Annotated in this window: 22 protein-coding genes and 1 pseudogene; 18 read left to right on the top strand and 5 right to left on the bottom strand. The window is 41.3% G+C overall.

All coding sequences use genetic code 11. The features are described 5' to 3' along the window. Positions 1 to 90: 90 nt before the first annotated feature. Positions 91 to 4,548 (bottom strand): sacsin N-terminal ATP-binding-like domain-containing protein, encoded by a 4,458-nt coding sequence (locus AACU28_RS17210; RefSeq protein ID WP_121603306.1) that lies wholly within the window; start codon positions 4,546 to 4,548, stop codon positions 91 to 93. A 234-nt stretch (positions 4,549 to 4,782) separates the two neighbouring features. After that, positions 4,783 to 4,973, bottom strand: a pseudogene (locus tag AACU28_RS17205) (IS5/IS1182 family transposase); the annotation flags it as partial. Positions 4,974 to 5,225: 252 nt separating this feature from the next. Between AACU28_RS17205 and AACU28_RS17200 the strand changes: the two are divergent. Next, a protein-coding gene (locus AACU28_RS17200; protein WP_121603305.1) for an IS3 family transposase occupies positions 5,226 to 6,430 on the top strand; the annotation gives its coding sequence in 2 pieces (ribosomal slippage) (positions 5,226 to 5,613 and positions 5,613 to 6,430; 1,206 coding nt in all). Between the two features lie 98 nt (positions 6,431 to 6,528). Here the strand turns inward: AACU28_RS17200 and AACU28_RS17195 are convergent. After that, complete coding sequence (locus tag AACU28_RS17195; protein WP_121603304.1) at positions 6,529 to 6,942, bottom strand: YybH family protein; 414 nt, start codon at positions 6,940 to 6,942, stop codon at positions 6,529 to 6,531. A 139-nt stretch (positions 6,943 to 7,081) separates the two neighbouring features. On the opposite strand from AACU28_RS17195, the gene AACU28_RS17190 reads away from it, so the two are divergent. Then, entirely contained in the window at positions 7,082 to 7,405 is a 324-nt protein-coding gene (locus AACU28_RS17190; RefSeq protein WP_121603303.1) for a winged helix-turn-helix transcriptional regulator, read from the top strand. A gap of 353 nt (positions 7,406 to 7,758) precedes the next feature. On the opposite strand, the gene AACU28_RS17185 is transcribed toward AACU28_RS17190, so the two are convergent. Beyond that, positions 7,759 to 8,652 (bottom strand): LysR family transcriptional regulator, encoded by an 894-nt coding sequence (locus tag AACU28_RS17185; RefSeq protein WP_004733957.1) that lies wholly within the window; start codon positions 8,650 to 8,652, stop codon positions 7,759 to 7,761. A gap of 416 nt (positions 8,653 to 9,068) precedes the next feature. On the opposite strand from AACU28_RS17185, the gene AACU28_RS17180 reads away from it, so the two are divergent. From AACU28_RS17180 to AACU28_RS17110, 15 genes are all read left to right on the top strand, one after another. Continuing rightward, positions 9,069 to 9,281, top strand: coding sequence for a Flp family type IVb pilin (locus tag AACU28_RS17180; RefSeq protein ID WP_017083532.1), 213 nt, complete (start codon positions 9,069 to 9,071; stop codon positions 9,279 to 9,281). A 173-nt stretch (positions 9,282 to 9,454) separates the two neighbouring features. Continuing rightward, positions 9,455 to 9,874, top strand: a complete 420-nt coding sequence (locus AACU28_RS17175) for an A24 family peptidase (RefSeq protein ID WP_371690320.1) — start codon at positions 9,455 to 9,457, stop codon at positions 9,872 to 9,874. A gap of 21 nt (positions 9,875 to 9,895) precedes the next feature. Further along, on the top strand, positions 9,896 to 10,720 hold the full coding sequence (cpaB, locus tag AACU28_RS17170; RefSeq protein WP_121603302.1) for a Flp pilus assembly protein CpaB: 825 nt from the start codon (positions 9,896 to 9,898) through the stop codon (positions 10,718 to 10,720). Further along, positions 10,720 to 12,090 carry a type II and III secretion system protein family protein gene (locus tag AACU28_RS17165; protein ID WP_061024854.1) on the top strand — a complete coding sequence of 457 codons (1,371 nt, stop codon included), beginning with the start codon at positions 10,720 to 10,722 and terminating at the stop codon, positions 12,088 to 12,090. The genes cpaB and AACU28_RS17165 overlap by 1 nt, the downstream gene beginning before the upstream one ends. Further along, complete coding sequence (locus tag AACU28_RS17160) at positions 12,087 to 12,566, top strand: hypothetical protein (RefSeq protein ID WP_121603301.1); 480 nt, start codon at positions 12,087 to 12,089, stop codon at positions 12,564 to 12,566. The genes AACU28_RS17165 and AACU28_RS17160 overlap by 4 nt, the downstream gene beginning before the upstream one ends. Then, complete coding sequence (locus tag AACU28_RS17155; protein WP_108166613.1) at positions 12,566 to 13,807, top strand: AAA family ATPase; 1,242 nt, start codon at positions 12,566 to 12,568, stop codon at positions 13,805 to 13,807. Before AACU28_RS17160 ends, AACU28_RS17155 begins: the two co-directional genes overlap by 1 nt. Then, a complete protein-coding gene (locus tag AACU28_RS17150) occupies positions 13,804 to 15,075 on the top strand; it encodes a CpaF family protein (RefSeq protein ID WP_004733950.1) in 1,272 nt (423 codons plus the stop codon). Before AACU28_RS17155 ends, AACU28_RS17150 begins: the two co-directional genes overlap by 4 nt. Before the next feature lies 1 nt (position 15,076). Then, positions 15,077 to 15,979 carry a type II secretion system F family protein gene (locus AACU28_RS17145; RefSeq protein ID WP_121603300.1) on the top strand — a complete coding sequence of 301 codons (903 nt, stop codon included), beginning with the start codon at positions 15,077 to 15,079 and terminating at the stop codon, positions 15,977 to 15,979. Further along, positions 15,976 to 16,818 carry a type II secretion system F family protein gene (locus AACU28_RS17140; protein WP_004733948.1) on the top strand — a complete coding sequence of 281 codons (843 nt, stop codon included), beginning with the start codon at positions 15,976 to 15,978 and terminating at the stop codon, positions 16,816 to 16,818. Before AACU28_RS17145 ends, AACU28_RS17140 begins: the two co-directional genes overlap by 4 nt. A gap of 11 nt (positions 16,819 to 16,829) precedes the next feature. After that, entirely contained in the window at positions 16,830 to 17,567 is a 738-nt protein-coding gene (locus AACU28_RS17135; RefSeq protein WP_259462828.1) for a tetratricopeptide repeat protein, read from the top strand. After that, on the top strand, positions 17,554 to 18,036 hold the full coding sequence (locus AACU28_RS17130; protein WP_017080676.1) for a TadE/TadG family type IV pilus assembly protein: 483 nt from the start codon (positions 17,554 to 17,556) through the stop codon (positions 18,034 to 18,036). Before AACU28_RS17135 ends, AACU28_RS17130 begins: the two co-directional genes overlap by 14 nt. Continuing rightward, positions 18,026 to 18,583 carry a tight adherence pilus pseudopilin TadF gene (gene tadF, locus AACU28_RS17125; protein ID WP_121603299.1) on the top strand — a complete coding sequence of 186 codons (558 nt, stop codon included), beginning with the start codon at positions 18,026 to 18,028 and terminating at the stop codon, positions 18,581 to 18,583. Before AACU28_RS17130 ends, tadF begins: the two co-directional genes overlap by 11 nt. A 10-nt stretch (positions 18,584 to 18,593) precedes the next feature. Then, positions 18,594 to 20,150, top strand: a complete 1,557-nt coding sequence (locus AACU28_RS17120; RefSeq protein WP_121603688.1) for a TadE/TadG family type IV pilus assembly protein — start codon at positions 18,594 to 18,596, stop codon at positions 20,148 to 20,150. 8 nt (positions 20,151 to 20,158) lie between these two features. Then, a complete protein-coding gene (locus AACU28_RS17115) occupies positions 20,159 to 20,797 on the top strand; it encodes an OmpA family protein (RefSeq protein WP_121603298.1) in 639 nt (212 codons plus the stop codon). 158 nt (positions 20,798 to 20,955) lie between these two features. Next, entirely contained in the window at positions 20,956 to 21,897 is a 942-nt protein-coding gene (locus tag AACU28_RS17110; RefSeq protein WP_121603297.1) for a sensor domain-containing diguanylate cyclase, read from the top strand. A gap of 85 nt (positions 21,898 to 21,982) precedes the next feature. On the opposite strand, the gene AACU28_RS17105 is transcribed toward AACU28_RS17110, so the two are convergent. Beyond that, positions 21,983 to 23,242 carry an adenylosuccinate synthase gene (locus AACU28_RS17105; protein WP_017080681.1) on the bottom strand — a complete coding sequence of 420 codons (1,260 nt, stop codon included), beginning with the start codon at positions 23,240 to 23,242 and terminating at the stop codon, positions 21,983 to 21,985. Positions 23,243 to 23,456: 214 nt separating this feature from the next. Here AACU28_RS17105 and AACU28_RS17100 point away from each other — a divergent pair, with 214 nt between their 5' ends. Then, complete coding sequence (locus AACU28_RS17100; RefSeq protein ID WP_121603296.1) at positions 23,457 to 24,329, top strand: LysR family transcriptional regulator; 873 nt, start codon at positions 23,457 to 23,459, stop codon at positions 24,327 to 24,329. Positions 24,330 to 24,383: the final 54 nt, after the last annotated feature.

Raw genomic sequence — 24,383 nt, 5'->3', positions numbered from 1 at the left:
GCCTACATTTAATCACTAGCAGTATATTGGACAGGTTTGCAAGAAGCTGAACAATTTTCTGATGAACACTTGAAATGTACTACCATCCTTTTAATTATTAATTTCCAAGTAAACTTTAAATTCACTTGGTACAAGCGTTAATTTCCTATCATTATCGAAGTCTATTTTTTCAATGATATAGATTTTGTCTTCTGCATCTACAAGAAAGATTTGATAGTCACTTTTATTTTTAATGGCGACGTGGTGCTCATTTTCTGAGAGGTAAAACATACCGTTGGTAAAGCGCTTAACTTCGACAAGTTTTTTTGACATTCCTTGGTCGGGTGAATAACTAATATCGTACCCAAATGTATCACTTCTTAATGAACTGTGATCCACATATTTCTCTCCATACTTAGCGATTAAAGAGTGATAAACAATTTCTTCTGCTGTTTGTCCTGAAAGGCGCTTACTCTTCTCTCTAGCGGAAGAAAACTTTTTCCCTACTCCTTTGCTTCCCTTTTTCATAACTTTATTAATAGCTGAAGTAACAGAAGGCTTATCCGGAATTGTAGATATTTTAATGTCGTCACGATAAGCTCCCTCGATTGACTCCTGCTCAATAGACGCATCTATATAACTGGTTATTGTGTCCAGGTAGCAATCAAAATAAAGTAAGCTGCTAATATTATTTGGAAGCTCAGAGTGATTAATTTTTAACGTAGTTATATTTTTTTGAAAGCATTTATCTGGATCGTTTATTCTAGTTTCATTAATAGGGTGTAACGTTATAGAAAAATCATTATCCACTTTGTTTCTAACCAGTGCCGAGTGTGTAACATCGATTAGCTCTGTATTTTCGTTAGCAATGTCTTGGGCCCAGTTTTCTAATTGATCATATTTGTGAAGCTTTTTTAAAAATAATTTGGCTGTTTCTATATCTTTGTTTTTAGATATTTGTTCCCATAAAATATATTTGAATTCTTTGAATGAAACTTTAATAGAAGTAGTGAGTTTTTGATAATGCCAGTCAGCTAGTAATAATTTGTAACCAGAGTGAATGTTGAATTCTTGTACATTAAATTTTAGAAAATGAAATAAACTAACTATTTTATCCATTGATTCAAGACTGAAATTATCATAATCAATATCTAGGATAGTGTTCTTTTTAATGGCTAATTTTTCTTCTATAAGAGATGCATTTGATCTGGTTAAGTCAAATGGTGGGGAGATATTTTTACTTTTGAAAATGGAGTTCCAAAAAGAGAAGAATCGATCAGAAATACCTAAATATTTTCTTGCCTCTTCTAAGACCTCAGAGCCCATTTCATTGCGGAGGTGGTGTTCAATATCCTGTTCGTCATCCCTCAAAATATTTCTGAAGTCATTTTTATGCTCATTAACCTTGAAAATTGAGCAGATTATTTCAGCGAAGGTATCTCCAAAGTTTGAATCACGCCTAATATTATCAATTGTTCGGCTTTTATTTACTTTAATGAAATAATTGTTTTTATCTTGTATGTAATCACTATCATTTAGTGATATTCGATTACCTTCACAGGTGCAAGAAATATCACTACATAAAACAAAGTTTACATTAGAGATCCACTTTGACTCTGTAGATTTTTGTGTCGCTTGTAAGTTATCAAATCTGTAAGAGAGTAAATATGGTTTTAGCCTTTGCATTTTCAGTTCAAATTCACTCGAAAGCGCGTCAACTACTTTATATTCCTCAATTTGTACTTCAATATCGTTTAAGTTTTTTACGCCAAAACATGCTGGGACTTGTTTACCACCAGAACGTTTAGGAAAGTTTAACAGTGGTTTATCTCTAATTACCTTTGAAGGTAACTTAATATTGTCACTGTAGTAAATATCAGCTTGGTTGAAATACTTTTCTTGTGTCTTTGTCTTTGCGAACAGCATGATGCTCGAATTGATAGGTTTACCATGTATTTTGAAGTGGTTTAGTACTAGCTTGTATATTTTCTGTGTATCAGTGCCATTCGGGCGAGTTGTAGGTAAATTCTGTAAAACGTTTGAAATATGATCAATCGAGAGTTTATTAAAGCTATCTTTTGCGCCTAACTTTAATAAAATTGAATCGATGTCTGGTTTGGTATAGCCATATTGAGATAAAAAATCATAATCAAATGTAGAACTATTAAATAATTCTGAAATTTTCTCATCTGAAATCCAGTAGTTATTAAATAAGCCAGATTGATGAAATTGATGGAGTAAATACGGAGTTATATTAGGAAGGGTGTGCTTATAACTTCCATATTCATCTCCTTTTGTTTCAAATTTAACGGTATCGTTATCATTTCCTTGGATTCTATTTCTAATGATAAAGTCTTTTAATATCCAAAGTATGATTAACTCCGGTTTACATTTGTCAATGATGGAGTTAAATATGGATTGGTCAATTCCTAATGCTAGAATTTTTAGTGCATCGTCTCTTATATCAACGTGATTATTTATTTTTAAATGTTCGCTGTATGAGTTATCGGTAGTTACCCTCTGATAAGAAACATATGAGTTCACTCCTAACCATTTAAAAAACTCTTCTTGTATATTGATATCTTCAGTACTTAATTCAAATAAATCACTTGAAGCTAGGAGGTCATCAGCGCTATATACACCGGAGAATATTAGCTCAACATTAACACCTGTAGGGAAGTTACTGCTTAGGTGTAGATCGGTTGATTTTTTGAGCTTGCCATTTTTATTTATCAAATTGACTTGTACATTACCTATTCTTTTGGGGCGATTTGTTCCTAATTGCTGATAAATTAAAAAAAGGCAAAGAGTCATCTCTGCTATATATGCATTATTTTCAACATTATTTTTAACATTATTTGAGTTTATTATTTTATTTGTACTGCTAACTATCTTTGATAACAGCTCTGCTGGTTCATAACTACGTATACTAGTTACTACCTTTAATTTTCTCTGTAAGTCACGGTACCTTTCGGTTCGGACAATATTTAATACATCAATTAACTTTTCACATAAGTTTTGATTAATAAACTCTATCTTCACAAAAGAAGGGAAAATAATATCATCAATGTTTGAGGTTATAGGTGTAAATACCTCTTCTTCGGTTGCATTTATTAGTTTACCTTCTGTATTGATTAACAGATTGTAGTTGTCGTATCCATCATTCAACTTGATAATTTCATTTATATAATTTACGCGATGCTCAATAGGGTATTCCACTAAGTACTCTGAATAAAGATTAACTCTGTCTCTATATCCTTCTGTATCAGTTAACGAGCATTTCTCTACAGCATCAGTTATTTTTTCATCTAGTGGGATTAAAACTTCTGGAAAGAATACTTCACCATTGGTATCTATTAGTAACTCTGAAAAATGGTTAGTTCCCATGTAGATATAATCACCATGTTTTCTGTAGGAGCCATCGATACATGGGTAAATGTCTAGCTCTAACTTAGCTTCCGATATTTTTGTATAAAATTCCAAGCCTTCTAATACAGTGTTTATTGAGTTATAACTTAATACTTTAAATGGTACCCAGCTTACTTCTTTTTCTGACGCATCTTTAGCTACTTGTATAATCAATTTTACTAGCTGTTTTAATACATAACGGTTTTTATCAGTATCATTTAGTTGGTTTCGAGAGCTATCAAGGTCAAAGGTACCATGAATTATAAATGGGAAATCAAGTTCAATTTTGGTAGGAAAGAATGAGAATAAAGTTTTACTTTCAAATGTAAGGGGTCTATTGGGCAACGCAATTTTTAGGTTATAATGCTGCTTTTCGGATTTAGTACTATCTTGATATTTATCTGGAAAAGAAATTTTTCCCGAATTAAATATTTTCCAACTATCACCAGATATTTCGTAGTGGTTGTGATTTTTCTCCAGAATGAATTCAGTAATTTCTCCATTAATAGTTAATTTCAATTTTTTTAAATTATTTAGAAAAAGCAAAACTTCTTTTCTTAATGAACTTAGTTGTTCGTATATGTTTTTTTCTTCGTTTTTTTTATAGTTAATGATGATCTGTGTCATCCAGTTAGACTCTGGCGCGTCACGATATTCAGGAACTGAAAGAACTGCCCATGGTGCTTCACTCCCTGAGAGTCCTTGTCTGCCTCTTAATTCAAGCTTTTCTTCATCTGTAAAGTGTTCTTCAAATAGCTTTGATGCGTATTTCTTAGAGAACGTAACATCTAATGAGTTACTCCTTACTGTGACTGATTCAGACCAATTTATTATCGACCTAAATCCAAGTCCTTTATTTCCGATAAACCTTTCTTTTGTTTTTGAGCTTAAATTTGAAAGCATTAACGATTCGTAGCCCGACTTGCTAAAACCATGTGGGCCACTATTTGAAATTATTAATCGCTGTGAAGTAGAGTCAAACTCTAAAGAAACGGTATCAGAAAGTTCATCATCCGCATTTTGAATTAACTCTAGTAATTGTCGCCCGTTATAGTCCCTTACTTGCTGGTTTTCTTGATTATAATCAGAAATCATCCGGTTAGGCGTCATTCTATAAAGATGAATCTGTTCATTAATTTTTTTTTGTAAAAATGCTTTCAAATTTTCATCTCTTCATCAAAATTTAGGTGTCACTTTATAAATACTAACATACTATCAATGGGTTAATCGATTGTTTGTAGGATGTTAACGGGAAATATTGATGTTACTAGAGTCGTATTAAGAGTGCTTGGCTCGGTTCTCGCCAATGATGTAGTTATTGAGTAGATTTGAAGCACTTTATAAAGACGTTGTTGATCAAATCAGATTAATAGCACATCTAAGCTAGTTTGTATCTCAATCAATTTCTACAGGCATACCTAGCCCGATAATTTTGTTAATGGCCTTAACATTAGCCAACGCTTCATCGACTTAGCATTATAATTCCTCAAATTCAACATCCCACTAGTTAACCCTTTGTATCGAGACATTGCTATTTCGGATATTGAGTGATGGTGATAGTCAGAATTTACTTTCCATTGAGCTAATTAATTTACTTAGTCGAAGCTAAACACATAGTCACTTCTAATCAAAGTAACACCAGAGGTAACACTTTTAAACTCTACCTTTATGATTTGAATATTAATCAATCTGATAGATTGGATAGTCGAGTCCAGTAGCGGCACCAAATTCGTTCTTTGTGAACAATCAGCAAAGCCCACCTCATGTGGGCTTTTTTGTGTCCTATGTACCGTCCTAAATATGGTTGACACATTTCCAACATGAAATTGGAGAGTGTCATGAAAACAACAAGTAGACGTACTCAACGAGATTATTCTCTTGCCTTTAAATTGGCAGTCGTAAGCCAAGTTGAAAAAGGCGAAATGACTTATAAGCAAGCTCAAGAACGTTATGGGATCCAAGGTCGCTCTACCGTTTTAGTTTGGCTTCGCAAACATGGTCAACTAGATTGGTCTAAAGGAATAGAACAATCGAGAGCGTTAGGAGCGACTATGTCAAACTCTTCCTCAACTCAAACCCCAGAGCAACGAATCAAAGAGCTCGAGCAGCAATTAGAAGAGACTCAGCTCAAAGCTGAGTTCTTTGAAGCGGTTGTAAAAGTCATGGATCGAGATTTCGGTGTCCGAATCTCAAAGAAGCGCAAGGCCGAGTTATTAAGGAAAAAACGGTCAGAAAGTTGACCGTCACTAAAGCTTGTCACTTCATAGGTATTACACGACAAGCTTTCTACAAGCGCTGTGTTGCAGAAATTCATCAGACAAAGAAAGATGAATCAGTACTCGGTTTTGTGAAGGAGCAAAGGATGATGCACCCTCGTATAGGGACTCGTAAGATCAAGTATTTACTTGCTCAGAACGATATTGAAATCGGGCGAGACCGCTTATGCTCTCTGCTGAGAATGAATCGATTATTAGTGCAGAATCGAAGGGCTTATCATCGAACCACAAACAGTAATCATCGCTTTTACTGCCATCCGAATCGTGTCAAAGAAGGCTTAATACCGGAAAGACCAGAGCAATTATGGGTTGCCGATATTACATATCTAGCAACGCGGCGTGGTAGTACTTATCTCAGTTTAGTGACGGACGCTTACTCAAGAAAAATCGTGGGCTATCACATAAGTGATGATATGAAGGCTCGCACGGTCAAGCAGGCCTTTTTAAACGCGTTGAAAGAACGGAAGAATACAGGTGAGCTTGTACATCACTCAGATCGAGGTGTTCAGTACTGCTCTGTTGAATACCAAGAGTTGCATCGACAGTATGATGTATCTTGCTCAATGACTGATGGCTATGACTGTTATCAGAATGCGTTGGCAGAGAGGATCAACGGAATACTGAAGATGGAGTATCTGTTGAATAAGCCTAATGATTTAGATGAAGCAAAGAAAATGGTCGCCGAATCAGTAAAAATCTATAATGAATATAGGCCTCACACAGCTCTAAAATACAAAACGCCCGATGAAGTACATCGAGCGTTTTAGTCAATCAAGTGTCAACCCATATCAGGACGGGTCACTAAATTCATTGCCTGCTAAGCTTTTGGACTGTGCCCTCCAATGATCCCAAGTGCAATGGTCACTTAAAATCCATTCGGGTTGTCAATAACGTATAGCCAACCTCCATCTATATACTTCATCACTTCGAGAGCGGTGCCTTTGGGGCCACCAACTATCTCCCAATCAGACCTTATGAGAGCCGTGTCGCCGTTAATATAGATAGATACATCATGGGTCAGCATTTCAACGTCGCCTTGAAGGTAACTTTTCAATATAGGCTTAATAGCCTTTGGCCCTCTAGCAAGGTTACCCTGATTATCTAGGACGAATATGGCGTCTTGATGGAACAGAGTGCCTAGTCCGTCGATGTCTTGTTTTGAAAAGTATTCCGCGAAAAGTTGGTGCAGTTCTCTTGGCGACTGCGGTTTTTTGTAATCTGTTGATGCGTAAGAATAGAACGTTATTAAGTTTAAAACGACGAATAGAAGTATCTTCATGGAACCACCTGCTTGTTTGTGTTTTGGGTTGAAGCCATAATAGATAGGGTGGTTACTAAAAGAAATTAGCTACCTAAAAGTAACTAATTACCTTTAGGTAACTATGCAATTGTTACAATGGCTAATCTAGGAGGTGGATATGAGTGAACAGGGTAAGCAACCTGAAGGTTACTGCAGCGCTGATAAATATTTGACACTGATCTCTACGAAGTGGACTGCTCACATTGTTTGGTTGCTAGGTCAGAGTAGCGAGATACGTTTTGGACAGATTCAAAAGCAGCTGGCTTTCGTGTCGAGTAAAGTACTTAGTGAGCGGCTGAAGTTGCTTAGCAAGGAAGGTTTCATTTGGCGTAGGCAAGAAGAAACCGTTCCAGTGACGGTATATTATGGTCTGACCAAAAAAGGAAAAGAGCTGGCGGATATTGTTGATATTATCGTGAAAAAATCGGATAGCTGGAATTAGTCTAACGTAATGGGTTTAAAGCTATTCTATTATTCAACGTCATTACTATGGTGGATTTTTCTGTGTACATGGTTTAGGCGGTTCTTTTCGATATTGAGTGGCAAACGAAGTCATAGCTTAAATATCGAATACGTTTAATAGGTTGGTTTTTAATTAGATTTAATCACAAAAATATGTGAGGCTAAATAATGAAAACAATACCAGTGCATATGTTGGATAATGCATGTCGGTATTGATATTAGTATTTCATATGTTTTATTTTAGATTTATATTAGGATAAATCATCGTGTTGAAATATCACACTCGAAGCTGGAGCGTGCAATAGAGTGTGATTGTCAGATTTCAACAGAGTATTATTGAGTCAAATCAGCAACAAATGTTTGCTTGTAACTGGCAGTAGTTTGCAGCTCTTTTTTGATCCATTGGTTGAACAAGCTAAAGTCAGAATGTAATTGCCAGAAAAGGGATGCAATAACTCGCTTACCAAAAAAATCAGGGTGGTCTGTAACTACTTTAAGTTTACTATTTTCTACGCTTCCCTCTATGAGAAATCCCGGTAAAAAAGCGATGCCTTTTTGAGCCTTACATAGATCGATGATGGTTCCTAAGTCGTCCAGTCGCCATAAGTTATACGATGCTATGTTTGACAAGTTAAGCAGCTCTTCACAACCATCCATTAATAGAACTCGTTGTGATGGTGCTTGAGACTTAAAGGTTACCAGGTCTTCATGAGCCACCCACCAACAGTTGACGTGAAATAACTCCTCTATGTTGAAGTCGTAATTTGTCTTGTGATAGGGGTTACCTAAGGCTAAATCTATCTTCCCTTCATTTATATAGTTACCTAACACGAAACTTGGTTTAGTTACGACAAGTAAATCAACGTTAGGGAATGCTTCTGAAAACGCTAGTAGTGTTTTCTTTACATTATTATTAAACACTAATGGGTCTATGCCTACCCGGTAGACTATTTGGTCAGATATATTCATTTGCTGTGCGATCGTGACTAGATCACGATATTTCGATACCACAGGTAAAGATAACTGGAATAATCGTTTTCCTTTTTCTGTTAGCCAAACTTTAGAGTGTTCCCTATTAAATACATTGAAACCTAAATCGGACTCAAGATTTTGAACAGCCGTGCTAACAGTTGATTGTGACTTGCCAAGCTTGCGAGCAGCAGAGCTAAATGAACCTTCCTCAACTACCGCTATGAACGAAATGATATTTTCGAAATGTAGTTTCATGATTCGACTAACCTTTTGACACAAATAAATTATATTTTTTATGGTTTGTTGATTTGAAGAACAATAGCGTGATGATAATTGTATTTCAACAAGTTTTATAAGGAGTAATAAAACTGGGTAAATTAATTCTTAGATTGGTTCCAAAGCTTATATAAATTTTAGATAAGTTAAAATATTGACCGATGTCTTACTTTTTTAAGTTTATAAATTTTATTTAATATTGTCTGGTGAGGTTGGTTTTATATGTAACTCATTGTTAATTATAGTTTTGTTTTTAATTCCTTTGTTTTTATTGTGCTTATTTTGATCATTTTTCGTCCGGCCTATTGATTAAGTCGATAGGGGTTATTTTCCATAGATTGGTAGCGCTAATTATAATGGCGACGAATTTTCAACAGCCCTTATAGGAAGAAATAATGATTACTAAGCTATACGTTAAAACAAGCATGTTTTTATCACAATTTAAGAATGATGAGCGCGGTGTAACTGCGATTGAATATGGTCTTATTGGCGTCGCTATGGCTGTGTTGTTAGCTGCTACGTTAGATAGCAGCGGTGGTTTCATCGATGCGCTTACGAAGGCATTCGCAAAAATCGCCGCTAACATCACTACTTCTACTGGTAGCTAATTAAACGGATTTGGTCATTTTCATACGCAGATGATGGCGAAGATATTTGTGCCAGACCTCTGTTTACATTGGTCTGGCTTAATTAATTCACAGCGTAAAATAAGATTTATTTTAACCAAGACTAGGTGGTATTTCTAATTTTTAGTCATGAATTGTATTTAGTGGCTTTGGCAATGCTGAGTATATATGTGTCAGCTACCGATTTTCTCTATCGAAAGATACAAAATCACACCTTGTTGATATTGCTCTTTTTACAATGTTTTTTGTCTCCGTTAGACATTCAAATTATGAGCTTTCTGCTGGTGTTAGGGGGAGGGTTGATTGTTTACGCCCTGATTTGGATTGGAGCTGGCGATATTAAATATGCAGCGGTTCTATCACTTACCATACCTCTCAGTGATTTACTTTGGGCGTTTGTTATGACGGCTTTTACCGGTGGATTTCTAGCCGTTATTTATCTCGTATACAACAAGCTGATAAGTAAAAGGCTAGTAAGAAAAACGTCGAACGGCCAACAAGGTATTCCATATGGGATAGCGATTAGCGTTGGATTCTACTTGGTAATTTTAACTCAAAACACGCCACATATATAAACCTCCAAGAATGAGAACATTATGAGATCTCGACTGGTATTACTTGTTGCCATTGCTGCCCTAACAGTTGGCGCGCTAGGCGTTGTCGATTTGTTCAAGGGTGAACCTCAATCGACAACGACCGCTGAAGTGGTGGAAGAAAAAAACGAAGAACATGTTGCCGTTTGGATGACCACGGAACCTTATGAAAAAGGACGTGCGATCGATGCGCAAGGTGTCGTAAAACAACAACTCCCTCTTAGTGAAGCATTAACGCTTGGTGTCAGAGAAGACGCACAAATCAGCTTTTCACCCTCCATTTTGCTCAATCGCAGCCTTAACGCAGGTGAAGTTGTACTGCCTGAATATCAAGTGACTCCCGGCCAGCCGGGGTACATCGACCTTTTGGTCACAGAAGGCATGACGTTGTACCCACTTAAAGTCAGTGACAAAAACCTAATCAACGATTACATCCGTCCTGGAACGTCCATCGATATCTTAACTGTAAGTTCTCCAAACGATAACTTAGCTGGAAATATCGATAAACCGAAGCGCTTTAGAGGGGTGAAGGCGTCGATGTTTCTTAAAAACGTCAAAGTACTGAACATTGGAAATGATGCAACTGGCGATAGTTCTATTACCGCTCGCGCTCCGAGTAAAGAGGATGGACTGACGACGGTGGTCATCGAAGTTAGTCCCGACGAGTTACCAAAACTTGCACTAGCGCAACGAACAATGCACATCGAGATTTACCGAAGCCAAACCTACACGCAACCTGAGTATGCAGAGGTGCGCAATATTATCGATAACTATACCGGGATTGCTGAATTACGTGGTAACGAGAACAACCCGAGAGAGGCTTTGTGATGATGATTCACCATCGAATCAAGCAAGTACTGTTTGCTTCCATTCTAGTGCCGCTGATTGGCTTACTTTCTATAACAAACGCTTTTGCCGCCGATCGCTCCATCACGCTCAACGATGGTCAGCACATCCAGTTAAAAAGTCCGATTGGCCAAGTGTTTATTAATAACCCTGACATCGTTGACTACAAAATAATCAACGACAACACGATAGTTGTGTTCGCCAATGCTATTGGGCAAGCACGACTGATCGTCTATGGCATTGATGGTGATGTTCTGCTTTCAGACCGTATTATTGTTGATTTGGATTTAACGGACATCAGACGACAACTCAAATTTCATTTCCCTGATGCCAAAGTCAAGATTCAGTCTGTGGGAGAGCAAGTCGCCGTGAGTGGTCTTGTTGATTCCGAAGCGACTCGCGACGACATCTATCGTTTGGTTGCCACTCTACTTGGAAGAGAGAAAACAGAGAAATGGGACAAAATTCAGAAGCTGAAATTCAAATCCGACAACTCTGATTATGAAGAGCCCGAAAGCATGGTGTTTGCCCGCAATATGACGTGGGAAGGGGTCATCGAACGCATTGAAGTTGCAACGACCCAGCAGGTTAACGTCAAAATATCTGTGGCCCAGGTAACGGAATCATTTGGACAAACCGTTGGTGTTGATTGGAGTTCAGTCGGTTCAAGCGTTGGCGAGTTTGTGTTTGACCAGTTCGATGCGGCAAACCTCAGTACGTTAATCACTGCATTAGGTAACGACCAGATTGCTGAAGTTCTGGCTGAGCCTAATTTAACCGTGTTATCCGGTGAGTCTGCAAGTTTCCTTGTGGGCGGCGAAGTGCCCGTTATCGTTACTACCAGTAACAACGTGAACATTTCCTTCAAAGAGTTCGGCATCAAACTCGATCTCACCGCGAAAGTGCTTAGCCAAGATAGAATCCGTATGCAATTAGCGCCAGAAGTCAGCGAAGTTGAAGGTTATATAGAAACGGCTGGCATCAAAGTCCCGCAACTGGCTTCACGACGTGCGATGACAACCGTAGAGTTAGCCGATGGCGACAGCTTCGTCCTTGGTGGCTTGATGAGCAGTGCTGATTTGGAAAAAATGCAAAAAATCCCTTTTGTTGGCGATATTCCCGTTCTAGGTGCCGCATTCCGAAAAGCAACCACAGAAAGAAAACGTACTGAACTGATCATCGTTGCTACCGTGAATCTTGTTGAACCGATGAAACCGAAAGACATTCAACTGCCTTACATCAAGAAGACTTCTACATTGGCGCGCTGGCTAAACATTAAGTGGGATGGCAAGTCGGTAACGTCTTCCGATGCAACGATTCGTCTGTTGTCGCAAGGAGGGTTTATCCAATGAAGAAATTACTATTAATGGCGTTATTTACCACGTCACTTTTAGGCTGCGCCTCTGAGCAATATTTTGTTGGTCATGGTGCTGAAGCCTTGGTGTACAAAGAGCATCACAGCTTTGAGTTTGCGATGAAAAACCGCGCTGAAACCACCAAGCAGATTACCGCTTTGATTCAAGATATCGAATCAACGGACAAAGAAGCCACTTATGTCGTGGATTACAAGTCAACCCGCAGCAAACAGGTGTTGCAGGCGATATTCGAACAATATCCGTCACATGTCATCGCACCACAAAGAGTCTCGTATCGAAGCGCTCCGTTGTTACCGAGTGACTTAAAGATTCAGGTGACCTTAACGCGTTTGAAGACTCAACAATGCGCACCAGCACAGATTCACGTTCGGTTGAGGCAGCCAGACTGCTTTGCTGAATCGATGCGCTTGAAGCAAGTGGCTTACAAGTCTCGATTGGTAGGAGAGCAATAATGTTTGACCTGACTAAAGCGTTAACAACAAAGGCCAAGCCAGTGCAAACCGGAACGACAGGGGTTGCCGGATGTACTTTGTTCTATCAATCTCAAGAGTGTTTAGATCTTGTTCAAGAAGTTTTTCGATTTGAAGGGTGGAATGATCCTGCATGCGTCAAAGCCAAAGCCGGATTGACCAAGCTGACAGAACAACAAAGTAGCCACATTGTGATTCTAGAACTTAATGAATCGACCAATGTTGTTGAGGATGCTAAAGCCTTTGCAAGTAAACTACCCACACACAAAGGCGTGGTGGTGATTGGTAAAGAGGATGCCATTTCTACGCTTCGTTCGCTTAAAGACATGGGTTTTTACTACGTGTTCTGGCCGGTGAATAAGCAGGAGTTTGCTGACTTCTTAAATCACGTTAGCAAGAACTTGAAGACGTTCTCTGGTGTGAGTCAGAAACGCAAAGCGAAGCGCGTGGCGATTGTCGGTTCAAAAGGTGGCGTTGGTGCATCGTTTATCACTACTGAGTTGAGCTCAATATTATCGACGCAAGGATCGGACACGATTCTTGTCGATCATCAATATGCCGATACCAACATTGATGTCTTGCTTGGCTTAAAGGATTTTAAGCCGAGAACCATCGATGAGTTCACCGCGCCATTGCACGAAATGGATGAAGAAGGGGCGTTGAGTTACCTAATCAACGCTCGCAAAAATTTACGACTGTTGGCGATTGATGGCGACATGAGCCAAAGCGATGTTCTTAATTACAACCAGACCTTGTGCGAGTTGTTAGCGCGCAACACCAATTTCATTATCGAAGACTTTTCTGGTGGTGTGGATTTCAAAGTTGAACCTCAACTCTTGGTAGAAAACTTTGATGTGGTTGTGTTGGTGTTAGACGCGTCAGTGTCTTCAGTAAGAAGTGCAAAACGACTGTTTGAAAAAGTCTCCAACTTACAGCTTTCGTTATCGTCGCGTACTCGTGTGATTACGGTGGTGAACTACCATCGCCCGGAAAACGCTTACGTCTTACAAAAGCCTGATCTTATTAAGTATCTAGGCGCAGAAGTTGATCTCGAAGTCGACTACTGCAAAGCGCTGGCCCACATCATTATCGATGGAAAACGCGGGCATAAGCATGATCGTCACATTAGTCGTTCTATGGAACAACTAGTGAAGCTGATCAATGGTCAGCCGATGGATCAGAAGGGTATGAATTCTTGGTTGAAAAAGGTGCGTGCTAAATGAGTTCTAACAAAGACTTATACCTCGCGTTTCGTGGCCAGATATTTGAAGCCCTAGATGCAGAAGCGGTTCAGAAAATGAGCCGCAGAGATCTTGAATCCCAAATACAAGCGGCGGTTGATTTGTTGGCGAATAGCTACCAAAGACCGATCACCTCGATGATGAAGTCAGGGTTAGTGAAAAGCCTAATCGATGAACTGTTTGGTTTGGGGCCTTTACAGCCTTTGGTCGAAGATCAGTCCATTTCCGACATCATGGTCAATGGGCCCAACAACATTTTTTTCGAACGACACGGCAAGGTGAAAAAATCCGAAGTCTCGTTTGTGAATGAAGAGCAGTTGTTAGCCATTGCAAAGCGCATTGCGTCACGTGTCGGAAGGCGTGTGGATGAACTTTCGCCGACGGTCGACGCCAGGTTAGAAGACGGCAGCCGTGTAAACATCGTGATTCCTCCCATTTCGTTGGATGGCACATCGATCTCAATTCGTAAGTTCAGAGAGCAAAACATCGGTTTTGAAGATTTGATTGGCTTTGGGTCGATGTCTCCAGATATGGCGCGAGTGCTGATGATCGCTTCTCGTTGCCGTATCAATGTGTTGATTTCTGGTGGTACCGGTTCAGGCAAAACCACTTTACTTAACGCGCTATCTCAATACATTGCTGAGGATGAACGTATCGTCACCATTGAAGATGCGGCTGAACTGCGTTTGCAACAACCCAACTTGGTTCGACTCGAAACGCGAACCTCAAGTGTTGAGCAAACCGGAGCGGTAACGCAGCGTGAATTGGTTATTAACGCGCTTCGTATGCGTCCAGACCGCATTATTCTTGGTGAGTGTCGTGGCTCTGAAGCGTTCGAAATGCTGCAAGCCATGAACACCGGACACGATGGGTCGATGTCTACGTTGCACGCCAACACGCCGCGCGATGCGATTGCTCGTGTTGAATCGATGGTCATGATGGCGAACTTAAATCAGCCTTTGGATGCGATTAGAAGAACGATCGTGAGTGCAGTTCAAATGATTGTTCAGGTTAACAGGTTGCGCGATGGGTCTCGTAAGATAACAAGCATTTCGGAAATCGTCGGCCTAGAAGGCGACAGCGTCGTGATGGAAGAGATTTATCGTTTTCGTTATGACGACGCCCACTACGGAGAAACCGTAAAAGGCGAATTCGTCACCGATGGCATTATGCAGCGATCTGAGCTTGTGAAAAAAGCGCAATTCTTCGGGCTCTATGAAGAGCTGAAAGCATCGTTTAAGGGGGCCTAGCATGCTTTGGCTTTCGTTAATCCTCTTTGCGTTTGTGCTGCTTTTGATCCGAGATTCAAAGGTGAAAAAGGTCCATCAGTTTTTCAACATTGAAGAGGTAGAAGCTGAAAACTTCAATGCCATTAACGTCAAGTCTTTGGTTCGTAAGCAAAACTGGCAAAAGTTCAAAGAGTCCGTATCACCCACGTTAATGGTGTTAGGTCCGCGTTCTTCTCTGTACATCGCGCTCTATATTACGGGCAGCATCATCGCATCTTGGTACATCGTTGTTGAGTTGCTATCAATCACCAATACGTGGTTAGTGCTGGGCTCATCTATGGTATTTACACTTTGCGGTTATCGGTTCCTAGTGACAAGAAGACGTCGCGAATTTGAGAATACGTTCCCAGATGCGCTGAATATTCTAATGAGTGCGGTCACTGCGGGTGACAGCTTAATGCAAGCCATCAGTTATGTAGGCGATGTGATGCACAACCCGATAGGCCGCGAATTTAAGCTAATGGGCGACCGACTTAAGTTGGGTGAGTCACCAGAAGTGGTGCTTCAACGATCGTGCAAAAATTACCCCTACCCAGAGTTTCTATTCTTTACCGTGACTATCAGGGCGAATATTGCTCGAGGTGGGCAACTTAAGGGCGTGATGGCGCGGCTGATTAGAGTGCTAGTGGACTCTCGAACGCTAGAGAAAAAGAAAATGGCGATGACTTCGGAAGCTAGAATTTCCGCCAAAATAGTTGCGGCTATTCCTCTGATTTTTATGCTTATTCTCAACTACGTTAATCCCGATAATGTGGAATTTGTTCTCTACGATCCAGAAGGAAGGCTTGTATTGTTTTACGTGCTTGGTAGTGAACTGTTCGGTCTATTTCTTGTTTGGTTGTTAGTGAGAGGAGTACGCGCATGATGTTATTGGCTTCCCTTATTGTGTTGTTTTTTTCGCTACTCTTTTTGATTATCGATTCTATTCGTAAAGAGCAACGACATAAGAAGGTTGCGCTCTATATCGGGGATAATTCGGCTCGCGCACCTTCACGCGTAAATCGCTTTTTTGTTCGTTTTGGTAAAGAACATCGCCATGAACTCGAGCAAAAAATGATAGAGGCGGGTTATTACAACACGGATTGGGCAAAATTCTATTTTCCAGCAAAGTTGTTGGTATTAGCGTTGGTTTCTGGGTTGGTGCTGTTAGGGGATATGACGTCAACCAACAAACTGCTCGTGGTTATTTTCTCGCTGATTGGCGTCATTGTCGTCCCAGATACAATGCTTCAAATGCGCCGCAAGATGTTGATCAGTCGAACCTCAGCTCAACTGCCGTATTTGCTCGACATGATGTCGGTATGTGTTCAAACCGGTATGACGATTGAAGCGGCGCTGGTTTATTTGGGGAAAGAGCTGGCTGAATTTGATTCAGATCTTTGTTACCAAATTAAACGCACATCGGATTCTGCAAAAATACACGGTTTAGAAAAGGCGCTCAACGATCTGAGTGAGCGTATCCCGACGCCACCAGTACGAAGCTTTGTACTGACCATCATTCAAAACCTGCAATACGGCACATCCGTGGCGAGTGTGTTAAGTGACCTCGCGGAAGACATGCGAAAAGTCCAAATTCTTACGGTCGAGGAAAAGGTAGGTAAGCTCTCTGCGAAGATGAGTGTCCCATTGATCCTTTTCATCATGTTCCCGATCGTTATCTTGATTCTCGCGCCGAGCATCATGCAAATGACATTGAATATATAGGGAGACGTCGAATGATTGGAAAACGTTTTTGTCTCATTTTGTTGTCGATGAATGTGTTGGCGGGCTGTCAATCGGCCCCGTCACCACAAGACCTGCAGCTTGCCGACGTCACTAGTATGGAAAAAGTGAAGAACTATGACGGCTTGATTAGTTATTACAAAGCTGAATTAGAGCAAGGCTCTGAAGAGCCAGAGGTAAAAGAGAAACTGGCGTGGGTATATTTCAACAAAGGGGATATCGAGTCGGCAGACTTCTATGTTCAACATTTGCAAAAAGAGGGTGTTGAAAACCCCAACTTGTACCAGTTAGAAGGACAAGTGTTTGATGCAAAAAATGACGTTGAAAATGCCATTGCCGCATATCTAGCTTCTATCGAGGCGGGAAATACAACGGGTCAAATTCACGTCTTGCTCGGCGTGTCGTACACCAAGGTTGGAAGATTTAATGAAGCTTACCAAGAACTGAATCGAGCCCGTTTACGCGGTTATGACGATGTCGTGGTTAAGAACAACATTGCGATGATTCAAATGGCTAATGGCGAGTATCAACAGGCGATCGAAACGTTAGCTCCGGTTTTAAAAGAAGACCCGTCGAATAAGATCGTAAAAGCGAACCTAGCTATCGCACTAATGAAAACTCAGCAAATCGACTCAGCCAAGAAGTTACTCAAAGGTGACTTCTCAGCAGAAGAGATCCAGAGCATCGCCGCTGAATTAACTCATCTAGGAGTTAATGATGAAGCGTCTTAATAAGCAGAAGGGCGTGACAGCGATTGAGTTTGTGTTGGGTGCGCTTGTTCTGTTTTTCGCCACCTTTGCGATCTTCGAATCGAGTTACCAAATCTACGTCGTGAACATGACCGAGTATTCGCTCAGAGAAACCATCAGGAATACCAAAATATATGAAGGTAAAGGGATCAACGAGCAGTACGAAACTAAGTTCAAATCGTTAATCGAAGATGATGACAATCTATGGAGTTTCTTAATCGATAGCTCAAGGTTCTCTATCGCAGGTCAGTACTTCAAAACCTATGATGATTTTATCGCGAATAGGGGACACTCTGATCAAGGGTTGAACTTCAATTACAACTTAGCCGAGATCACCGTGACCTACCGCTACACCCCAGTCATTAAACTGGCTGGTGCTGCGGATAGGGATATTTCAAGCACCATGGTTTTGAACTTAGAACACGAGGGGTGGAAAGATGATGCTCCGTAAGCAACGTGTGCTTTCTAAAGGGCGCCAGCAAGGTTCGTACACCATTGAGTTAGTTTTCATTCTTGTGGCCTTATGGGGCGTTTATTTGTTTGGAGCAGACTTGAGCTATCAATTACTCGCGCGCGCCAAGCTTGATCGATCCAGCTTTGCCTTAGTCAATGTTATCAAAGAGCGTACTCGTTATTTTGAAGCCGATGTATTGGCAGGACAAAACCTACCTGTAACTAATTCAGAGTTAGAAGACATGGCTAAAGTGGCAAGTCGAATGCTCAATACACCAGTCGATAATGTAGCGATCAAGATAGAGTCATTGACCAATAAAACGAATGTCGCTGAATTCTCAACCAGCAAGTACAGAAGCTTAAATTGCCAAACTGATTCGATTCTCGATCATGCAGATTTAGCGCCGGTAGAAAAGGGCGTTGTGTATCCATTGTACCGAATCAGTCTTTGTGAAGAGCAGAGTTCTTGGTTCAAGCCCTTCTTCAACAGTGGCACCAGTACCACGGTTAAGATTGGCTCTTCTTCAATCATGCCTGGGAGATAATGAAATGAAAATGCAGCACGATCGTCATATCAATCGCCAGCATCTCAGTCTCCAAAGACAGCAAGGGGTTGCCGCGGTGTGGATGGGCTTATTGCTTGTTCCAATCATGGGCATGACTTTTTGGGCGGTTGAAGGAACACGTTATGTACAAGAGACCAGCCGACTCAGAGATTCAGCAGAGGCTGCGGCGATAGCGGTGACCATTGAAGACTTACCGGATCAGGCTCGTGGGCTCGCGACCAAGTATGTCGAAAATTATGTTCGGGACATCAAATCAACCAACCTCTCAGCAGTCCGACTCCATCAAGCGGAAGATGAGGGGGCTGGGGTTCTTGAATACATCCAATACACAGTGAATGCCAAGACCACGCACGACTCTTGGTTTGCGAGTAGCTTTATCCCTTCGTTTGATCAGCAGCAGGACCTAGCGGGACGTTCGTTAGCGAGAAAGTACCCGGTTTACCTTGGTGATAACAACATCGATATTGTTTTTGTGTCGGACTTTTCCGGTTCAATGAACGACAGGTGGGGTTCAAGTCGACACATAAAAATCGACGATCTAAAAACAGCCATCGACGCAATATCCAGCAAAATTCTTTGCACATCGATTAAACAGGACTATGTCGATGGCGAGTGGAAATACGTTTGTGATGAGCCCGGAGAAGATACAACCGGAGACAAACTGCTTAATCGAGTTGGTTTTGTGCCTTTTAACGTTCGAACGAGGGAGATTGTCTCGGGAAATCAAGCTCGGGCGACAAGCCAGTTGAGCTACAAAGATAACTATAAAACGAACGTATCACCTTATTCCTACAACGATGTTAACTGGGATTACTGGCGCACCTATTCACAAAATGACGTGATTAGATGTGCTGACCGGCAGTCACGTTGCTCATATCCAAAATCGGAGAATCAAAAGCACGCCAAACGTATTAAGGATGTGATTTATCAAGATAACTACTTGGTTGCAGACGTATACAACTATGTAGATTTATCGACATCAGTGTCGACGATGTTTACTGATAAGTCGGGGTTACAGCCCGATTTCTATAGTGTGAGTGGAACAAGTTTATTTAACGCGCATGGTTCTTCCAATTCATCGCAGTTTTCGAACATTCGCCTATCGAACAAGCTCTCAGATTTAGACCCGATTAATTCGATGTGGGCAGACGGTGGCACCGCGGCTTTTCAAGGCATATTGAGAGGTTCTCAGGTGCTCCATGATGGTGACCCGAACAGTACCGACCAAGAAGAGCAGCAAGTCTACAACAAGAAAATTAAGATGCTGCTGATCTTAAGCGACGGGCAGGAAAGCCCTAACAACGGCATCCTCAAAGGGTTAGTCGACAGAGGCATGTGTGACAAAGCAAGGAATGAAATACCGGGCTTATACATAGGTGTTATTGGTATCGATTTTCGAGCATCTCAACAAAGTGGTTTTCAAGACTGCGTTGTCGACCCAAATGAAGACATCATCGACGTATCTAACTTAGATGAATTGATTGAAAAGATAGAAGAACTCATCCGTAAAGGCTCAAAAACAAGCGGAATAACTAAGTTGTACTAGAGGAAAATATGAAAAAGTTAATGATCAGTTCAATCGTCATATCGACATTGCAATTTAGCCTTATCGCCAATGCGGAAGAAGGCATCAGTGTTTATTGCGATACTGCGTTCAGTGAGTATCAACACAGTGTCACGGTTGATGATGTCGTTGGCATTGCACAGCACAGGCAGGGCTTTTTACAAATTGAACAGCCGTCTGACAGCAGTGAGCTAGAACAAGCGTTAGCAGGTCAATCCAATCTAGGTATGAACCAGTCAGGATGTAAGACTTGGATCAGTAACCAAGAGCATCAAGGGTTGTTGGCACGACTTCATTTTGGTTTTGATCAACACAACTTATCGCCAATGGGCAGCAAAGCACTGAGCCAACTTGCAGGCGAGTTAAAGACTAACGGCAGTGCGATTTCGGTGGATGGACACACTGACAGCACCGGCGCAGAAGGTTATAACCAAGCATTGGGGCTTCAAAGAGCACTGACGACATCGGATGGTTTAATCGCGGATGGTGTAGAGAAGAATCGCCTTGTTATACGCTCATTTGGTGAAAGTAAACCTATCGCGTCTAACGCAACGCCAGAGGGTAGAGCCAAGAATCGACGCTCAGAAATTTGGGCTTCTGCGAACGATGTCGCTGAATTAGAAAATTAGGATGTAGGGTTTGGTTGTTGCTTGGTTCTGCTTAGTGCTTGGTTGTTGCTTAGTACTAGGTAATAACCGCCCTAGATTGTCGCTCTTGGGATTTTTGTTACAACGTATACTAATGAATGTTCAATTAAGTTTAACTGTCTGATACTAAAGAAATATTAATGCTTTTTGATAAGTTCTCTTCTGAAGGGATGCAAAAAAATATCGATGTCGATACTTGGGTATCTATATTGGATAACATACGAGACATAATGGACGCATCGAATGCGGGCATCATTATGATCTCTGATTTGAGTTGCTCTGGTTCTGAGAGTGTGTGGAGCTCCTCAAACATATCGTGTAACCAACATAAGAGCAAAATTAGCCTCTTTTGTGAGTATGTGCATAACGAAAATCGCACGGTCTATTTGAGTGGTCATGCTGGTGGTGATTCCGTTTCTGCGAATGGGGCGGATTCTTATAAGTCGTTTTGTGGCGTCCCGGTAAGAGATATCGATGGCGAAGTGTTTGCGGTGCTCTTGGTGTTTGATTTAAGCCCAACAGCGTATACCGAGAGCCAAGTTAGCTTGATTGAAAACATATCGACTCTATTGCGTTCTGAAATTCTAATGAAAGAAGAGAGCCGGATTTTATACAAGAATAGTCATTTTGATATCATGACTACGCTGCTGAATAGAAGAGGCTTTTTCCACGAATTCAACAAAGCAAATATAAGCGATGGTGAGATCGTTTGCTTGTATTTCGACTTGGATAATTTGAAGTATATCAATGATACCTATGGCCACTTCAAAGGTGATGACTATATCTCTGGCTTTGCGTCATGCATAAAAAACAATGCAAAGTACAACATCATATCGGCTAGGGTTGGTGGTGATGAATTCATTGTCGTCATACACTCAGAAGAGGCTGGTTATGCTTCTGAGTTGGTCAATAACATTCACGCTGAATTCGATGATTTTATTGAAGGCTTTCGTTGCGATGATGAGGTGCCACTCGGTTTTTCATATGGTTGTGGTACGGCGGATTCCCGAAGTTTCAACATCATAAATCTAATAAAGTCGTCCGATGAAAACATGTACCTTAATAAGAAGAACAAGATTTAGATGTTCGTGACAGACGTAAAAAAGCCCACTAGTGTGGGCTTAGATGTAGATGTAGATGTAGATGTAGATGTAGTAGTCTTCTCAACTAAGCTCGAATGATCATTTGTTCGCGCTCTGGACCTACTGATACCATCACGATTGGCACACCCATCAACTCTTCGATACGCGTAACGTAATCTTGTGCTGCTTGAGGAAGGCTCTCAAACGTGCGACAGCCAGTGATGTCTTCATCCCAACCTGCCATATCTTCATATACAGGTTTTAGCTCAGCCGTTTGTGGCCAAATCGGGTTCTCAGTGTGCTCACCTGAGTAAGCGGTACAGATCTTAAGTTCAGATAAACCAGACAGACAATCAATCTTAGTCAGTGCGATTTCAGTCGCAGCTTGCAGGTCAACACCGTTGCGCGTTGCTACCGCGTCGAAGTAACCCATATCACGTGGACGACCCGTGGTTGCACCGTATTCGTTAGAGCTTTCGCGGAAGCTGTCTTGCTCTTCCATTGCTGTAACTAACGTGCCAGTACCCACAGATGAACTGAACGATTTAGCAACGGCAATAACACGCTCAGGGCGAAGAGCGGGTAAACCGCTACCAATGCCTGCATAAGCTGCGGTTACATTCGAAGACGTTGTCCAAGGGTATTCACCGTAGACAAGGTCACGACCTGCACCTAGCTGAGCTTCAAACAGTAGGTTTGCGTCTTGCGATTGCAGGGCTTTTAGCGGCTCAGTTACGTTGCAAATGAACGGGCGCCAAGCTTTAGTCACTTCAAGTAGCCATTCTGTCATTTCAGAAGCTGTCTGAGTGAAATCACATTGAGGGTATAGAGCCTTCAGTTGAGGCATCTTCCAATCAAGCAGGAATTGAATGCGTTGCTCTAAAATTTCAGGTTGATTCAACCAACCGACAAGAATGCCTTTCTTCATCACGCGATCGCCGTACGCTGGTGCAATGCCTTGACGTGTTGAACCGTAAGCGCCGTCACCCAAACGCTCTTCTTCAAGCGTATCTTCAAGGGCATGTAAAGGCAGACACAGTGTCGCACGATCTGAGATCGCCATTTTTACTTTGATGCCAGCTTCTTGAACTTCTGCAATCTCTTGAGTTAGCGCAGCAGGGCTGATCACCATGCCAGGGCCAAGAACCGCTGTACAGTCAGGATTAAAAATACCACTCGGTAGTTGATGCAGTTTAAACGTACCGAAGTCGTTTACTACGGTATGGCCGGCATTGTTTCCGCCTTGAAAACGAATGCTAGCAGAAGCTTGGTCTGCTAAAAAATCGACGATGCGGCCTTTGCCTTCATCACCCCAGTTTGCGCCCACAACAACGATAGATGGCATAATTTTTCTCCTAACTGATTGAGAAATCATGTTAGGCCTACAAGGTGGATAAGAGAAATTAATTATCTTTATTATCTTGATAAGGATTCCATATATCCTTAAAGTCTTAACCCACAAGCGAGATTCCCTATTGCGTTCGTCCCTCACTGTATGGAATGACGATGGGGCATTCTTTACTTTTAGGGAATGATATTAGTGACACGAGAGAGAGGACATGATGCTCGATATTAATTTGTTGAAGACGTTTGTGACGCTAGCGGAATACAAGCATTTCGGGAAAGCGGCCAATGCACTGCATATGACACAACCTAATGTGAGTTTGCACCTAAAACAACTGGAACAACAAACACGCATCAAGTTGATAGAGCGAAGTCCGTTTCAACTGACTCAAGCAGGCGAAAGGCTCTTAGAGACAAGCCTAAGAACGCTACTCGAACTCCAAATTTGTCAGGCCGATCTCAATGCGATTAACGATCTCAAAATAGGGACGTTAACCATTGCTGTAAGTGACATCATTTCTCGATTCTTGCTAATTCGCCCGTTCCAGAAGTTCAAAGCGCAGTATCCCGGCATTGACCTTACGCTCTTGAATACCACCTCATCTCAGGCATCGAGTTTAGTTAAGAACGCTCAGGCGGATATTGGTTTTGTTATCGCCAAAGAACAGCACAACGAGTCATTGTATTTCACTAAACTGCAGGAGCTTTCTTGGTGTGCGCTTGGCGATGGGTTTGATATCCAAGACTCTGATGCCGAGCTCACATTGATTCTACTTGGCCACGATACGAGAACGCGTGATTTCATTGATGAAGGTTTACCAAGCCTTAATCTGCCTAATTATAGGGTGATGGAAGTAGGGAGTGTCGACGCTCAAATCGATTGGGCGGAAGCGGGATTTGGTGTGGCGATTGTTCCTGAGTTTGCGGTATCCACCAAGCAGCATCTGCATTCGAAAGTGACACCGTTGATGAACTTTTCTAGCACCAGTCTTGGTTATATTGTTCGGCAGAACCAAGTGTTGTCGAAAGCGACCAAGCAGTTGTTAGGTTGGGTGAATGATGAGATTACTCTGTTGCAAAACCAATAACTCCATCTGATCTATCTAAGCCCACCTCGCGTGGGCTTTTTTGTGTCTGCAAAG

The sequence above is a fragment of the Vibrio sp. SBT000027 genome (assembly GCF_963894355.1).
In the GTDB taxonomy this organism is placed as follows: Bacteria; Pseudomonadota; Gammaproteobacteria; order Enterobacterales; family Vibrionaceae; genus Vibrio; species Vibrio splendidus.
This window is presented reverse-complemented; position numbering and strand designations above follow the sequence as displayed.

Excerpts from the sequence above, each read along its gene's own strand:
- AACU28_RS17110 (WP_121603297.1), top strand. The coding sequence starts at position 20,956 with ATGCTTTTTGATAAGTTCTCTTCTGAAGGGATGCAAAAAAATATCGAT.
- AACU28_RS17115 (WP_121603298.1), top strand. The coding sequence starts at position 20,159 with ATGAAAAAGTTAATGATCAGTTCAATCGTCATATCGACATTGCAATTT.
- tadF (WP_121603299.1), top strand. The coding sequence starts at position 18,026 with ATGCTCCGTAAGCAACGTGTGCTTTCTAAAGGGCGCCAGCAAGGTTCG.
- AACU28_RS17175 (WP_371690320.1), top strand. The coding sequence starts at position 9,455 with ATGCTGAGTATATATGTGTCAGCTACCGATTTTCTCTATCGAAAGATA.
- AACU28_RS17165 (WP_061024854.1), top strand. The coding sequence starts at position 10,720 with ATGATGATTCACCATCGAATCAAGCAAGTACTGTTTGCTTCCATTCTA.
- AACU28_RS17100 (WP_121603296.1), top strand. The coding sequence starts at position 23,457 with ATGATGCTCGATATTAATTTGTTGAAGACGTTTGTGACGCTAGCGGAA.
- AACU28_RS17135 (WP_259462828.1), top strand. The coding sequence starts at position 16,830 with ATGATTGGAAAACGTTTTTGTCTCATTTTGTTGTCGATGAATGTGTTG.
- AACU28_RS17105 (WP_017080681.1), bottom strand. The coding sequence starts at position 23,242 with ATGCCATCTATCGTTGTTGTGGGCGCAAACTGGGGTGATGAAGGCAAA.
- AACU28_RS17160 (WP_121603301.1), top strand. The coding sequence starts at position 12,087 with ATGAAGAAATTACTATTAATGGCGTTATTTACCACGTCACTTTTAGGC.
- AACU28_RS17140 (WP_004733948.1), top strand. The coding sequence starts at position 15,976 with ATGATGTTATTGGCTTCCCTTATTGTGTTGTTTTTTTCGCTACTCTTT.
- AACU28_RS17150 (WP_004733950.1), top strand. The coding sequence starts at position 13,804 with ATGAGTTCTAACAAAGACTTATACCTCGCGTTTCGTGGCCAGATATTT.
- AACU28_RS17130 (WP_017080676.1), top strand. The coding sequence starts at position 17,554 with ATGAAGCGTCTTAATAAGCAGAAGGGCGTGACAGCGATTGAGTTTGTG.
- AACU28_RS17145 (WP_121603300.1), top strand. The coding sequence starts at position 15,077 with ATGCTTTGGCTTTCGTTAATCCTCTTTGCGTTTGTGCTGCTTTTGATC.
- AACU28_RS17155 (WP_108166613.1), top strand. The coding sequence starts at position 12,566 with ATGTTTGACCTGACTAAAGCGTTAACAACAAAGGCCAAGCCAGTGCAA.
- AACU28_RS17120 (WP_121603688.1), top strand. The coding sequence starts at position 18,594 with ATGCAGCACGATCGTCATATCAATCGCCAGCATCTCAGTCTCCAAAGA.
- cpaB (WP_121603302.1), top strand. The coding sequence starts at position 9,896 with ATGAGATCTCGACTGGTATTACTTGTTGCCATTGCTGCCCTAACAGTT.
- AACU28_RS17180 (WP_017083532.1), top strand. The coding sequence starts at position 9,069 with ATGATTACTAAGCTATACGTTAAAACAAGCATGTTTTTATCACAATTT.
- AACU28_RS17190 (WP_121603303.1), top strand. The coding sequence starts at position 7,082 with ATGAGTGAACAGGGTAAGCAACCTGAAGGTTACTGCAGCGCTGATAAA.
- AACU28_RS17185 (WP_004733957.1), bottom strand. The coding sequence starts at position 8,652 with ATGAAACTACATTTCGAAAATATCATTTCGTTCATAGCGGTAGTTGAG.
- AACU28_RS17195 (WP_121603304.1), bottom strand. The coding sequence starts at position 6,942 with ATGAAGATACTTCTATTCGTCGTTTTAAACTTAATAACGTTCTATTCT.